10 protein-coding genes are annotated in these 14,435 nt (G+C 69.1%); 5 read left to right on the top strand and 5 right to left on the bottom strand.

Annotation, left to right across the window (positions count from 1 at the left end):
* Position 1: 1 nt before the first annotated feature.
* The 3 genes from GGR03_RS16080 to GGR03_RS16070 all read right to left on the bottom strand — a co-directional run bounded on the left by GGR03_RS16080 (position 2) and on the right by GGR03_RS16070 (position 7,228).
* Positions 2-5,482, bottom strand: coding sequence for an alpha-2-macroglobulin family protein (locus GGR03_RS16080; protein WP_183209770.1), 5,481 nt, complete (start codon positions 5,480-5,482; stop codon positions 2-4).
* Positions 5,483-5,625: 143 nt separating this feature from the next.
* On the bottom strand, positions 5,626-6,270 hold the full coding sequence (locus GGR03_RS16075; protein WP_183209769.1) for an alpha/beta hydrolase: 645 nt from the start codon (positions 6,268-6,270) through the stop codon (positions 5,626-5,628).
* Between the two features lie 10 nt (positions 6,271-6,280).
* Positions 6,281-7,228, bottom strand: coding sequence for a ring-cleaving dioxygenase (locus GGR03_RS16070; protein ID WP_183209768.1), 948 nt, complete (start codon positions 7,226-7,228; stop codon positions 6,281-6,283).
* 315 nt (positions 7,229-7,543) lie between these two features.
* On the opposite strand from GGR03_RS16070, the gene GGR03_RS16065 reads away from it, so the two are divergent.
* From GGR03_RS16065 to GGR03_RS16045, 5 genes are all read left to right on the top strand, one after another.
* Positions 7,544-8,176, top strand: a complete 633-nt coding sequence (locus GGR03_RS16065; RefSeq protein WP_183209767.1) for a nucleoside/nucleotide kinase family protein — start codon at positions 7,544-7,546, stop codon at positions 8,174-8,176.
* 182 nt (positions 8,177-8,358) lie between these two features.
* The gene (locus GGR03_RS16060; RefSeq protein ID WP_183209766.1) at positions 8,359-9,021 is read left to right on the top strand and encodes a hypothetical protein; all 663 of its coding nucleotides are present in this window, start codon (positions 8,359-8,361) and stop codon (positions 9,019-9,021) included.
* Positions 9,022-9,434: 413 nt separating this feature from the next.
* Positions 9,435-9,827: a GFA family protein gene (locus GGR03_RS16055; protein WP_183209765.1), complete on the top strand. Its 393-nt coding sequence runs from the start codon at positions 9,435-9,437 to the stop codon at positions 9,825-9,827.
* A gap of 313 nt (positions 9,828-10,140) precedes the next feature.
* Complete coding sequence (locus tag GGR03_RS16050) at positions 10,141-11,904, top strand: peptidoglycan D,D-transpeptidase FtsI family protein (RefSeq protein WP_183209764.1); 1,764 nt, start codon at positions 10,141-10,143, stop codon at positions 11,902-11,904.
* Between the two features lie 218 nt (positions 11,905-12,122).
* Positions 12,123-13,352 carry an MFS transporter gene (locus GGR03_RS16045; protein ID WP_183209763.1) on the top strand — a complete coding sequence of 410 codons (1,230 nt, stop codon included), beginning with the start codon at positions 12,123-12,125 and terminating at the stop codon, positions 13,350-13,352.
* Positions 13,353-13,380: 28 nt separating this feature from the next.
* Here the strand turns inward: GGR03_RS16045 and GGR03_RS16040 are convergent, their stop codons facing one another.
* Positions 13,381-14,013: a LysE family translocator gene (locus GGR03_RS16040; RefSeq protein WP_183209762.1), complete on the bottom strand. Its 633-nt coding sequence runs from the start codon at positions 14,011-14,013 to the stop codon at positions 13,381-13,383.
* 10 nt (positions 14,014-14,023) lie between these two features.
* Complete coding sequence (locus tag GGR03_RS16035; protein WP_183209761.1) at positions 14,024-14,434, bottom strand: DUF1801 domain-containing protein; 411 nt, start codon at positions 14,432-14,434, stop codon at positions 14,024-14,026.
* Between the last annotated feature and the right edge of the window lies 1 nt (position 14,435).

The raw sequence follows: 14,435 nt of genomic DNA, 5'->3' as shown, positions 1-14,435 counted from the left end.
GTCACCGCAGCGGGCCGACGACGCTGACGCGGCTCTCGGCGGTGCGGCCGCGCCGGGTCGGGTCGTACATGTTCTCGACCAGCGCCGCGGGATGCACGAATTCGCCCGGCGAGACGGCCCGCACGATATAGGCGAAGCGCCGCGTCGCGGTGTCGTCCGCGCCCTGGTCGATGGCGGCGAGGAAGCGGTCGGCGCGGAACTCGGTATGCGCCGCCTCGCCGTTCAGTTCCAGCCAGTCGAGCGCCGCGACGTCGCCGCCGCGCAGGATCGCCGGATTGTCGATCTCGAATCCCGCCGGCAGCGGGTCGTCGATGATCAGCCGCGCCGGCCCGGCATCGACCGGGGTCATCTCGACCACCGCCACCAGCCGGTCGCCCTGGCCGATCGCGGACGGGTCGGCGAGCTCGCCCTCCAGCGTGTAGTAGCTGCGGCTGATCGCGTAGCCGTCGACGGAGGCCGGCGGCGCGATCTCGGGCACGCCACGCAGCGTCACCTCGGCCGTCACCGGGTTCGCCGCCCGGTTGGCGACATCCAGCCCGCTGGCGAGCCCCGCCGCATCGAAGGCCCGCGAATAGACGCCGTCGATGTCCTCGCCCCCGACGGTCAGCTGCGGCGGGTTGCGGCCGAGCAGCGCGTGGGCGGCCAGCAGCGACCAGGCGTCCTCCTGCGTGCTGGTATGGCGCATTTCCTGCCGCGCGGCGTTGACCCGCTGCACCAGCCCGTCGAAGGAGAGCCCGTCGACATCCGTCTCCAGCCCCAGCGTCAGGATCGCGGCGTCGTCGCGCAGCGGCGTGCCGAAATCGGTACGGCCGGGGATCGGCGTCATGGGGCCGGCGGACGCATCGATCGCCGTGCGGAATATCCGCTCCGCCCGCACCCGGTCGCCATAGAGCGCCAGCGCCGCGGCGATCTGCGCCTTGGCCAGCGGCGTCTTGAAATTATCCAGCTCGTTGTCGGCGAAGTAACGCAGGTCGCCGATCGCGGCCCGGCCGTTGCGGGCGAGAACGTAATAGGCATAGGCGACCGGGCCGAAATCCGGCTTCTCCGGCAGATAGGCGAGGCTGTTGCGCAGATTGTCGATCGCCAGCGTGAAGGAGGTCTCCGGCACCGTGTAGCCGGCCTCTTTGGCGCGGGTCAGGAAGTCGGTGACATAGGCATCCAGCCAGAGGTCGCCGTAATCCGGCTGCCAGAGGCCGAAACTGCCATTCGACGACTGGTTGGCGAGGACCCCGGCGATCGCTTCGTCGACCCGCTGGCGCACGTCGTCGGTGCGGCCGAGCCCGGCGGCAAGGATGGTTGGGTCGAGATAGACCAGCGGCATCGCCCGGCTGGTGATCTGCTCGGTGCAGCCATAGGGATAGCGGTCGAGCGCCCGCACGACGCCCGCGACGTCGAACTCGGCGGCGCCGGTGATGGTCAGCGTCGCCGCACCGGTACCGGGAACGAGATCGGCGAAGATGTCCGGATCGAGCGCGAGCCGGCCGCCATTCGCCGCCAGCACGACGCGGCTCCGCTCCACCGTCTCCGGCGCGATGGAGCGCACCGGCACCGAGAAGGCCTTGGTCAGAACCTCGCCGTCCGGCAGCGTAAAGGCCACCTCGAAGGCGGCGTCGCCGATCGCCTCCGCCGTCACCGGCAGCATGAAGCGCTCGCGCGCCCCTTCGCCAAGGTCGAGGCGCGTTTCGGCCTCGCCGCCCAGCGAGACGATGCCGGTACCGCCGGTCAGCGACAGGCCGATCTCGCCGGTCGGGCCCTCGACATGGGTGACGTCGATGGCGATCCGCGAGCTGTCGCCCGGCGCCAGGAAGCGCGGCCGGCTGACGGCGATCACCACCGGATCGCGCACCAGCATGTCGGCGTTGGCCTCGCCGATGCCGGTCTTGCTCCAGGCGAGCGCCATCAGCTTGAGCGAGCCGTTGAAGTCCGGAATGTCGAGCGGCACGCTCGCCCGCCCGTCGGCGCCGACCGTGACGATGCCGGAGAACAGCGCCACCAGCTCGTCCATCGGCGGCGGGCTCTCGTAATTGCCGCTGGCGTCGCCGCCCGAGCGCACCGTCCCGGGCGCGCCCTGCATGCGGTCGATCAGCCTGGAATAGAGGTCGCGGATCTCGACGCCCAGCCGGCGCTGGCCGAAATAATAGCCCGAGAGCGAGGGCGGCTCGAACGAGGTGATGTTGAGGATGCCCTCGTCCACCGCCGCCAGCGTCAGATAGGCGGTCTCGCCCGGCGAAACGCCGTCGACGGTGACCGCAACATCGACGCTTCGGCGCGGCTCGATCTGTTCCGGCGCCGCGATCGAAACGTCGAGCTGCCGCTCGCCCGGATCGACGCTCGCATGGGCCAGGCCAATCGCCCGGCCCGGCATGCGCCGCGCGTCCAGATCCATCGGCCGGTAAATGATGGCGGCGATATAGGCGCCGGCGCCCCATTCGGGGGTCACGTCCAACGTCACCTCGCCGCCGTCCGCACCGATCTCGGCTGTCTTGGACGCGATCACGCTCTCGCCCATCACCAGCACTTCCGCCGTGCCGGCGAAGCGCGGCTCGATATGGACGGTCGCCGTGTCGCCGACCGCGTAGCGCGGCTTGTCGAGCGACACCCGTGCCATGTCGGGCGTGTCCATCGACCCGGTCGCGACGTACCAGCCGGCATCGAAGCCGGCGCTCGCCGGCAGCGCCGCGTCACCCGGGGCGGTCAGCGACAGCTCGTACTCGCCCCATTCCACCGGCAGCGACAGGGAGGCCGGCGCATCCGCTGCGATGTCGATCGTGCCGCTGGCGACGCGCTCGCCGCTGCGCACCGGCTCGTAGTTCCAGCTGCCGGCGGTCGAATACCACTGGAACTGGGTGGTGATCTTCTCCAGCCGCCACTCGACGCCGCCGAGCGACTGTCGCTCCCCGTCGGCATCGATGGCGATCAGGTCGAAGCCGGCCTCGGCGCCTTCGGCCACGGCGCCGTCGAAGCGCGGCCTCATGCCGAGCCGCGGCTGCGACCCGGCGAGCGGCAGCGTCATCGTCCGCTCCACCGGTCGGCCGGACGCATCCATCACCCGGACCTGCAGCGAGGCCGTCACAGGCTTGGTCGTCGCAGGGGCGTCGAACGGCGTCATCGCCAGCGTGGCGTTGCCGTCCGCATCCGTCGTCGCGCTCTCGAAGGGCTGGCGGGTTGCCGTCGTGTCGTCGCCGGCGAGGCCGAAGCGATAGCCGGGAAAGGCCTCGATGGTGTCGGAGGCGGTCAGCACCGCTTCGCCGCCGACTTCCAGTTCGCCGGCCGGTGCGCCGAACAGATAGCGGGCCGCGACATCGATCGTCGGCGGCGAGGCCGGGTCGAGCGTCTCGGCCGAGGCACTGAGATCGAAATCGATCGTCTCCGGCTCGAAATCCTCGACGATCACGGTTTTTTCGGCGAGCGCCGGCTGCTTGGGATCGGTGTGCAGCGCCACTTTCCAGACGCCGCGCATGGCGTTGTCCGGCAGGCCGAGCTCCCAGACGAAGCCACCGGCGCCTTCATCGGCAATCTGCCGGCGGGCGAACTCGACGCCGTCCGGCCGCGTGACGATGCCGGTCAGCGTCAGCCCCTCCACCGCCGCGCCCGTGGCGTTGCGGACCGTGCCGGTAAAATAGGCCGTGTCGCCGGTGCGGTAGATGCCGCGCTCGGCGGTGAGGAAGATGTCGAGCGGCCCGGCCGGCGCCCTTCCGCCGACGCCGCGGTCGGTGAGGTCGAACGGCGCCTGCGTCATGTCGAGAAAGACGAAATCGCTGCCGCCTTTGTCCGCCGTCAGCACCGAGGGCCGGTCGCCGCCGGTGCCGCGCAGCAGGCCGGCGGGAAAGCGCGCATGGCCCGCCGCGTCGGTGGTGGCGGTGCCCAGAATTTGGTTGTTGACGGCGACAAGCTCGAGTGCCGCGCCCTCGATCGGCCCGGCGGTGCCGAGCGAGCGGGCGAGGACGTGGAAGCCGTCCTCGGCGGCGAAGCTGGTCAGGCCGATGTCGCTGACGACGAACCACTGCGTCGCCAGCGTGTCCTGGTATTGCGGGCCGTTCTTCGCCTTGGCGGACAGGATGTAGACGCCGGGCTCGATCGTCTCGGCGATGGCCGAGACCGGGATCGCCGTCGTCACCTCCTCATTGGTCTCGCGGGCGACGTCGACCGTGCCCGTCCAGACGTCCTCGCCGCTGTCGCTCGCCACCTCGTCGATCTGCCATTGCGACAGGCCGCGAAGGAACCGCGCGTCGCCGATCGTGCGGGACAGGGCACGGTCGCCGATGCGCTGCAGCCGCGCCTCGATCTGGTCGGTGTTGATCGTCGTGACCGGGATCGTCGCCTCGCCGCCGGCCGGCAGCACATAGGCGTTGGTGGCAAAGCGCACCGACGGGTCGCGGTCGCGGACATAGACGCTGAGCTCGGCCGGCTTGCCCAGCATCTCGCCGTCGATCGCCGTGATGCCCGCTCGCGCGACGATGCGGTAGCGCTCGCCATGGGTGACGCCGTCGACGCAGATCTGCGTGCCGCTCGCCGTCACCGGCAGATTGTCGCCGCCCTCGACGCTGACATAGTCGCCGGCATTCTCCGAGCTGGTGAGCGTCCCCGACAGCGTGTCGGAGAAATTGAGGCAGATGCGCGGGTTGGCGGCGTTGTTGTCGACCGTGTGCTCGATGATCCGGAAGCCGTGCTCGGCGACGACGGCGTCGAGTTGCGCCTGCACCGACCCGACATCGGCGATGGCGAGGCTCCGCCGATAGGTGCGGATCGCCATCTTCCAGTCCTGCTTCGCCTCGAAGCTGGCGCCGAGCGCCCGCAACGCCTCCGCCCGCTCGTCGTCGGCGCCGGCGACCAGATAGGCGTTGACGGCGCCCAGTTCGCGGAACCGGTCGTTCTGCGGCCGCTCGGAATATTGCTCCGGGGTGTAGTTCAGCGCCGCGTCCGAGAGCCCCAGCCAGGCGCGGTGGTCGAGCGGGTCGCGCTGCAGCGCCTCGCGCCAGGCGCGGATCGCCTCCGGCAGCGACAGGGCCGCGGCTGCGCGGGCGGCGAGACTGTCGGCGGTGACCTCGCCGAACTGGCTGTCGCGGTCCGCGCCGGCGAGTTCGAGCCGCAGGCGCCGTGCCTCGTCGAGCGTGGCGCGCGGCAGGAAGTCGAGGTCCGCCTCGCGGGCCGCGATCGAATCGTCGTCGACGGCCGCCGCGACCACCACCTTGCCGGAGACGGCGCCGGCCACGGTGCGCAGCTCGCCGACCTCCTCCTTGAGAAAGCACCACTGGCTGCTGGTGTTGAGGGTGAAGGCCTTGCACCGGCGGTCGCCGAGACAGGCGGCGCTGCAGAGGTCGAGGTCGACGTCCTTGAGGATGTCGTAGTCGCGGCCGAAATAGTCGGCGCCCTCGGTGGTGACGATGCGCCGCTCGGCCACCTGCGCCCCTGCGGGCGGTGCCATGAGGAAGGCAAGGACGAGCGCGGCCAGCGCCGCTGACAGAGTGCCGATGACGCGCATGCCTGATCTCCCGCCGGGACACATCCCTAGGGGAAGATTATGCCGGCCCGCTGTCATGCGCCAGCCGGAATCCGCGCCGCCGCGTGCCCTCTGCCGCCCGCCGAAATGCCGGCGGGCGGACGATCATGCCGGGCGCGAAAGCCTCAGCCGGCGAGGCCGGCCAGCAGCGCGCGGCCTTCGTCGATCTGGTCCTGGTTGATCGTGTGGGCGTTGCCCGGATAGAGCTTCGCCGTCACGCTCGCCCCGCGCTTCTGCAAATGCTCCGCCGTCTCGCGGACCCGCATGGCGGGGATGAACGGATCGCGCTCCGAGCAGCCGAGGAACACCGGCACGCCGGTCAGGTCCACCGGCGTCTCGCGGTCCGCCACCGACGGGCCGATCAGCCCGCCCGAGAAGCCGAGCAGCGCGCCGACCCGGTCCGGATTGCGGGCGAGATATTCTGCCGACAGGCAGGCGCCCTGCGAGAAGCCCGCCAGGACGACGCGGTCGCGCTCGAACCCCTGCGCGGCGAGACCGTCGAGGATCTCGCCGATCCGCCCGAGCGCCGCCGACAGCGCCGGCTCGTTGGCGGCAAGTGGCTCCATGAACGGCCGCGGGTACCAGGCGCCGCCGTCCGCCTGCGGCGCGAAATAGGCGATGCCATCCTCGCCGAGCGCCTGGCCGAGGCCGAGAATGTCCTCGGCCGAGCCGCCGCGCCCGTGCAGGCAGACCACGGCTAGTTTCGCGGTGGCGAGCGGTGCCCCCGCCGACAACAGGCGGAGACGGGCGGCGAACATGTCGTTGGTCATCATCGTCCCCTTATTTCAGCGGCTTCAGATTGGCCTCGATCGCCGCCCGCTTGCCTTCGAGGAACGGCGGCAGCGACAGGCTCTCGCCGAGGCTCTCCATCGGCTCGTCGACGGCAAAGCCCGGCCCGTCGGTGGCGATCTCGAACAGGATGCCGTTCGGCTCGCGGAAATACAGCGAGCGGAAGTAGTAGCGCTCCACCTCGCCGCTCGACGGCAGGCGGAAACCCTTCAGCCGCTCGGTCCACTGGTGCAGCTCCTCGACGTCGGCGGCCCGGAAGGCGACGTGGTGGACGCCGCCGGCGCCCTGGCCGGCCTGCGGCAGGCCCGGCTCGACCGCGACGTGCAGTTCCGCCGCCGGGCCGCCCTCGCCCATCTCGAAGACGTGGACCGTCGCGCCGCCGTCCTCGTAGGTCCGGGCCTCGCGCATGTTCATCAGCGTCGTCAGGATCGGCGCGGTGCGCGACAGGTCGGGCACCGAGATGGTGATCGGCCCGAGGCCGCGGATCTGGTGCTCGGCCGGCACGGTGCTGGCGTCCCAGGGATTGGCCTCGCCGGCGCCGCCGTCGTCGACCAGCCGCAGGCGCTGGCCCTCCGGATCCTCGAAATCGAGCGAGGCGCGGCCGTCGAGATCGCGGATCTCGCCGACGCTGGTGCCGGCCTCGGCCAGCCGCTCGCGCCAGTAGGCAAGGCTTTCCGCCCCGGCGACCCGCAGCGACGTCCGCGAGATGGCGTGGGTGCCGCGCCGCTCGCGCGGGGCCGGCCAGTCGAAGAAGGTGATGTCGGTGCCGGGCGTCGCCTTCCCGTCGGCGTAGAACAGATGGTATGCGCTCGTATCGTCCTGGTTGACGGTCTTCTTGACCAGCCGCAGCCCGAGCAGCTGCGTGTAGAAGCGCAGATTGCCCGGCGCGTCGGCGGTGATGGCGGTCAGATGATGGATGCCTTTGAGGGCGAGGGACATGGCTGTCTCCGTTGCGTTCGATTGCTGGCCCCAGATAAGCGGGCTCGCGGCACCGATTGAAAGGGCACGGCGCGTGACGAATCGTCTTCGTTTGGTGAACGGCCGTTGTCTCGAACCGACCCAGCCAGCGCGTCCCCGCCGGTCGCGACGCTATCCGGCGCGCGCCCTGCCCGGACGCCCTGCGCGGGCGGCCCGGCCGGCTGTCGCCCTGCCCCGGCGCCGTTTGAGCCCTTCCCTGCCGGCCGCCGGCCTTCCCTTCCGCCGCTCTCCGACGGCCCTCCGGCGCCGTCCCGCCCTGCACCCGAGGGCCGCTCGATGACCCGCCTGACGCTTCCCGGCCTCGCCGAGCTGATCCTCGCCCGCCGGGGCACCGGCCGCCTCGTCGTCGCCATCGCCGGCTCGCCCGGCTCCGGCAAGAGCACCACCGCCGAGACGCTCGCCGACCGGCTGAACGCTGCGTCGCCGGGCGTTGCCGACATATTGCCGATGGACGGCTTTCACTATGACGACCTGGTGCTGGAAGCCCGCGGCCACCGCCCCCGCAAGGGCGCCCCGCACACGTTCGACGTCGACGGGCTCGCCGTCATGCTGGATCGCCTCAGGGCCGACGACGGCCGCGCCGTCGCCGTGCCGGTCTTCGACCGCGCCATCGAGATCGCCAGAGCCGGCGCCCGCATCATCGAACCCGCCGCCCGGATCATCCTCGTCGAGGGCAACTACCTGCTCCTCGACCACCCGGACTGGGCCGCCCTGCGCACCCGCTTCGACCTCACCGTGATGCTCGACGTCCCCGAACCGACGCTGCGCCAGCGCCTCACCGACCGCTGGCTCGGCCTCGGCCTCACCGGCCATGCGCTGACCGACAAGCTCGAGGGCAACGACCTGCCGAACATGCGGCTGGTGCTGGGGGAGAGCGTGAAGGCGGACGTGGTGGTGGGGAATGGGTAGGGGGACGCTGCAGAGGGACAGAGCGCTCGCTTGCATGCCACTGACTGCCTTGGGTCGTATTCGGAACGACAGCTCCCGGCAATTTTTCGGCCAAAGCGGACACCAACAAGTGCGCTAGACTTCGAAACTTACCGGCTGCTCGGCATACCTTTTTTGCCGACTAATGTAGGGTGGAAAGAGCCATGCATGACGAAAAGCTGATGTCGGACCAAGACCTAGAAGCTCGGATTGAGGAAGCCCGTAAATTGGGAACCGTAGGTTCGTCGGAGTGGCAGTCCTACACGTGGAAGAACGAGCTCGCGGAGCAGCGCCGCAGAATTTTGCATTGTGTCGGCGAGGTGCTGGAGGAGGCAGGCACCGAGCACGACCCCTATCACATGCTGGAGAGGGCGATTGGAGTTGCCGCGGTGTGCATGAGACGCTTAATCGAGTGCCGTCTGGTGACAGATCGCTTTCGCGAGACGTCCCTTCCGGTTCATGAAATCGACGTCAAGAAGAACGTGGAATGGCGGGAGCCATTCATAAGCCGTACCGCAAGCGAAATCTTCAACAACTATGACATGACGGCAAGGCATCTCGAAAAAAGAACGCCAAAAGCGATTTCCGACAGGATGCTGCACGCGCGTGTGATCGGCGTTCTTTCGGAAAGTGCGTATTTGCCGGACGGGTTGCTGATCGCATCGGATACTCAGAGCAAAACGCAGCTCTTTCATTTCACACGGCCCGAGGTCGCTGGCATCTTCGACGCATTCTTGGAGGATGAAGTCCGATACACCCGCGACGGATATACGGATAAGGATGGTCAGTTGGCGGGAACGCGGAAGGTGTACGCAGTCAGAGAATAGACTGGTGCCGGGAGCATTGGCACATGGGGAATGGATCAGTATGACGCGCCTTCGTTTGCGCCTGATGGCGGGACAGTCCCCACGCTTCAAGCACCACTCGTCGGACTTCTCTGCATCCACATTCGCGACTGGTATGAAGAAAATACTGGCGAGAAACTATAGAAGGCCGACTGCCGTTCAGGTTCAATGGTCGTTGGGGCCACGAAATACTGCTTTGACCGCTTCAGCGGCATCTGTGCAGATAGCGGCCAACAATAGGTTACGGGGAACGGAATCTGTCGCTTCACTGTCCGGAATGGGCGCAAGCTGGCCGGCGGCCTCATGTCAAACTTGTTCACTAAGCAGATAACCAGCGAAGCCGCGACAGACTGACGAGCGCACAACGCCTTGGACACCCAACTCAAAGGACCCCCATGACCCCACTCACCGGCGGCTGCCTTTGTGGCGATGTCCGCATCACCGCCGCCGGCGCGCCCTATCGGGTCGGGCTCTGCCATTGTCTCGATTGCCGGAAGCTGAGCGGGTCGGTGTTCCAGGCGGTGGCGATCTTTCCCGAGGTGGCGGTGACGATCAGCGGCGAGACGCGCGAGTTCGCCGGGCGGAGCTTCTGCCCGCGCTGCGGCGCGTGGGTGTTCGGGCGGAGCGAGGACGAGGTCGAGGTGAGCCTCGGCGCGCTGGACGAGCCGAGCCAGCTGACGCCGACCTACGAGCTCTGGACCATCCGCCGAGAGGCCTGGCTGCCGCCGGTGCCGGGCGCGCGGCAATACGAGCGCGACCGCTTGTCCGACAGCCGCCACGAGGGCTGACGCCCGGCGGCCATGGGCCGGCACGCCCGGAAGTCGCGGGCGGCGACCGCGGCCAGCCGATGCGCCAGATCCGGCAGATCGTCGACGGCATGACGGCGGCCTGCGCCGGGATCGGCGGGATGGCGAGCCCCGCTTGCCCCCGCTGCCCGAACCCGGACCGCCGCCTCGCCGGAAAACTGGAGCGGTCCGCTGCGTCCAGCCGGGCGGATCATCCGGGACGTTAAACCCGCCTTAACCGTCCTGAAGCGAAGGATGGGGGCCAGCGCCGGCCGCAACAGGCGGGCGTCGCCCCGTCCGACCTTTGCGAGAATGCATGACCGAACTCGACCCCGCTCCGGCTGCGCCGACGCCATCGACACGCCGTCGCCGCGTCATCGAACCGGGGCGCAACCGGGTTCGCACGGCGATCACCATCGTTGCGTTCGCAGGGATCTACGCGACGCTCGTCCTGCGGCTGGCATGGTTCGGCTCGATCGACATGGCGGACGCGAGCCGCAGTCCCGCTCCCCCCTCGATCGCGCGGCCGGACATTCTCGACCGGAACGGCGATCTCCTGGCGCGGGACATCCCCTCCTTCTCGGCCTTCGCCGAGCCGCGCCGCATCGTCGACACCGACGAGGCCGTCGAGAAGATCCTCGCGGTGCTTCCCGACCTCAACGCCCGCAGCCTCTACCAGCGCCTCAGCGGGCGCAGCGGCTTCACCTGGATCAAGCGGTCGATCACCGCCCGCCAGCAGCAGGCGCTCTGGGAACAGGGCATTCCCGGCGTCGGCTTCCGGCGCGAGACGCGGCGGCTCTACCCGAACGGCACCGCGGCCGCGCAGGTCCTCGGCGCCGTCAACATCGACAACAAGGGCATCGCCGGCATCGAGCGTTGGATCGACCAGAGCGGCCTCGAAGTGCTGCAGATGGCCGGCCTGGACCTGCAGCGGCAGGATCTGGAGCCGGTGCAGCTGAGCATCGACCTGAAGGTGCAGCACGCCTTCACCGACGAGCTGCGCCGGGAGATCGACCGCTACAAGGCCGTCGGCGGCGCGGGGCTCGTCCTCGACGTGACCAACGGCGAGGTCGTGTCACTGGTCTCGCTCCCCGATTTCGATCCCAATGATGCGACGCAGGCGCAGAAGCCCGAGAACATCAACCGGATCAATGTCGGCGTCTACGAGATGGGGTCGACCTTCAAGGCGATGACCACGGCGATGGCGCTCGATTCGGGTGTCTTCAACATCCATTCCGTCCTCGACGCCAGCAAGCCGCTGAGCTTCGGACGTTTCCGCATCAACGATTTTCGCGGCGAGAAGCGGCCGCTGAACCTGCCGGAGGCGTTCCTCGTCTCCTCGAACATCGCCTTCGGCCGTATGGCGATGGGCGTCGGCGTCGAAGGGCACAAGAGCTTCCTGCGCCAGCTCGGCCAGCTCGACCGGCTGACGACCGAACTGCCGGAAAGCGCCAGCCCGATCGTGCCGCGCAACTGGCAGGCGGTGAACACGGCGACCATCGCCTTCGGGCACGGGCTGGCGGTGACGCCGCTGCAGGCGGCGATGGGGGTCGGCGCGCTGGTCAACGGCGGCCGGCTGATCCGGCCGACCTTCGTCAAGGGGACGGACCCGGCCGCCCGGACGATCCACGACCAGGCGGTGACGCCGGAAACCGGCGAAGCGTTGCGCTACCTCATGCGCCTCAATGCCATCTCGGGCTCGGCCAAGGGCGCGAATATCGAAGGCTACTATATCGGCGGCAAGACCGGCACCGCCGAGAAGGTCGTCAACGGACGCTACGACAAGAGCCGCGTGATGACGTCCTTCATGGGCATCCTGCCGGCCAACGACCCGAAATACCTGTTCCTGGTCATCCTCGACGAACCGAAGGCCGTCGAGGGCACGCACGGCTTCCGCACCTCCGGCTGGAACGCAGTGCCGGCGGCCGGGCGGATCCTGCGCCGCATCCTGCCGATCATGCGGATGCCGCCGACCATGGGCAATCCGTCCCAGCCCTTCCCGCACACGGTGGCGCAGCGGGCCTACGGCCTCGAGCGCCTTCGCATGCCGGCGTCCGACGCGGTCCTCGCCAATTACTGAGGCGCTGCCGACGGCGCCCGGCAGTGGGCGCGAACGCAAGTCCGGCAGCTTGCAGGAGGCGTGGGGCCCGGCGGCGGCCTGTCTCGCGCCCGGCGCCGGCGATCGCTTCGCCCTGCTTTCCCCGGTAAGGTCGCCATAGGGTTTGCAGTCGCCGCCGCTTCGGCGTACGCCGCTTGTCGCCCGGCATCGGTGCCGGGAGGCGTGACGGACGGTCCGAGATGAACACTGCCCCTGCTTTATCGCTGAAGCCGCGCACCTATATGGCCGTCCTGGCGGTCCTCGGGGTGGCGCATTTCCTCAACGACCTGATGCAGTCGCTGATCCCGGCGATCTATCCGATCATCCAGCGCAGCTACGATCTCGACTTCGCGCAGATCGGCCTGATCACCCTCACCTTCCAGATCGCCGGCTCGCTGCTGCAGCCGCTGGTCGGCGTCTACACGGACCGGCGCCCGGCACCGTATTCGCCGGTCATCGGCATGGTGTTCACGCTGTCCGGCCTCATCGCCCTTGCCTTCGCGGGAAGCTACACGGCGATCCTCGTCGCGGTGGCGCTGATCGGCATCGGCTCGTCGATATTCCACCCCGAGGCCACCCGCATGGCGCGCTATGCGGCGGGCGGCCGGCAGGGGCTGGCGCAGGGCATGTTCCAGGTCGGCGGCCAGGCGGGCGGCGCCCTCGGCCCGGTCTGCGCGGCGCTGATCATCGTGCCGCTGGGGCAGCCGAGCCTTGCCTGGTTCACCGCCGCGGCGCTCGCGGCGATGCTGCTGCTTGGCTGGATCGGCCGGCAGCAGGCGGCGATCAGTCGGCATTTCGCCGAGGTGCGGGAATCGCTCGCCGGCCACCAGGCGAACCTGCCGCGCCACGCGACGTCGACGATCGCCATCGGGCTCGTCGTCCTGACGCTGCTGATGTTCTCCAAGAACGCCTATGGCGAGAGCTTCCGCTCGTTCTACACCTTCTATCTGATCGAGCGCTTCGGGCTCTCGATCCCCGCCTCGCAGATGATGCTGTTCGTCTTCCTGATGGCCTCGGCGGCCGGCGCGCTGATCGGCGGCATCGTCGGCGACCGGATCGGGCGCTACCGGATCATCTGGATCTCGGTGCTCGGGCCGCTGCCGCTGACCCTGATGCTGCCGTATGCCGATCTGTTCTGGACAGGTGTCCTGACGGTGACGATCAACCTCGTGATGGCGAGCGCCTTCGCCTCGATCCTGATCTACGCGATGGAGCTGCTGCCCAACCGTATCGGCCTCATCGGCGGGCTGTTCTACGGGCTGAATTTCGGTCTCGGCGGCATCGCCGCGGCGATCCTCGGGGGCCTCGCCGACCGCTACGGCATCGAGGCGGTCTATCATTTCTGCTCGTTCCTGCCGCTGGCCGGGCTGCTCGCCTGGTTCCTGCCCCGAATCGAGCACGACGGGCCGGGCGCCCCGGCCAAGGCCTGACCCCGGCCCCGGCCGCGGACCTGCCGGTTCAGCCTCGCTGCAGCGCCAGATGGGTGCCGAGACCGACGAGCACCGCGCCGCCGGCCCGGCGGACCAGGCGCTGGGCGCGGCCGGAGCGTTTCAGCCGCTCGACCGCCAGCCCGGCCAGCACGACGCAGACGATGTCCGTCAGCGAGAACACGACATTCACCGCGACGCCGAGCAGCGCCATCTGCAGCCAGATCGGGAAGGCTGCCGCCGCATCGACGAATTGCGGCAGGAAGGCGAGGAAGAAGATCGCCGTCTTCGGGTTGAGGATCTCGACCGTCATGCTCTCGGCGAAGGCGCGGCGCCCCGAGCGGGGCTTCATTTGGATGGCGTTGGCATTCGCCGCCCGGTCCGGTCGGAACAGCTGGATGCCGAGCCAGACGAGATAGGCGGCGCCCGCCAGCTTGACCGCCAGATAGAGGGTCGGCACCGCGTGGAACAGCACCGACAGCCCGCCGGCCGCAGCGGCGATGTGGACATAGCAGCCAAGATGCAGGCCGAGCACCGCCATCAGGCCCGAGCGGCGCCCACCGGCCATCGTCCGCGCGGCGGCATAGAGCATGGCCGGCCCCGGAATGACGGCGAACACCGCCGTCGTCACGAGGAAGGCTGCCAGGATCTCGATGCTCGGCATGGTCGGTTCCCTACAGCCTGACGCCCGGCAGCCGAACGGCCTGGCGCAGCCAGTCGGCGATCTGCGCCTCGTCCAGCTCGTCGCCCTCGCGGATCTTCACATAGCGGGTGCCGGCGACCTTCGAGGCCACCGGCGGCACGGGATCGAGCGACGCACCCTGCATGAAGGTCAGCTGGACGTGGTTCTTGTAGCAGTACATGGCGAAGAACCAGCCGTCTTCCTTGCCGTAGAGCGGCGTGTTCCATTTCACCGCCTTGCGCACCGCAGGAAAGGCCGTTTCGACGATCCGGTCGAGGCGCCGCCCGAGGTCGCTCTTCCAGCCGGGCATGGCGGCGATATAGGCCTGGACGGGTTCGTTGCCGTCGCCCTTGGGGATCTGCGGGTTGCCGCTGGACAGCAGTTTCGGCGGGGTCTGGATCATC

The organism is Aurantimonas endophytica (genome assembly GCF_014196845.1).
In the GTDB taxonomy this organism is placed as follows: Bacteria; Pseudomonadota; Alphaproteobacteria; order Rhizobiales; family Rhizobiaceae; genus Aurantimonas; species Aurantimonas endophytica.
Note: the sequence above shows the minus strand (reverse complement) of the source record. Positions and strands in the feature narration are given on the sequence as shown.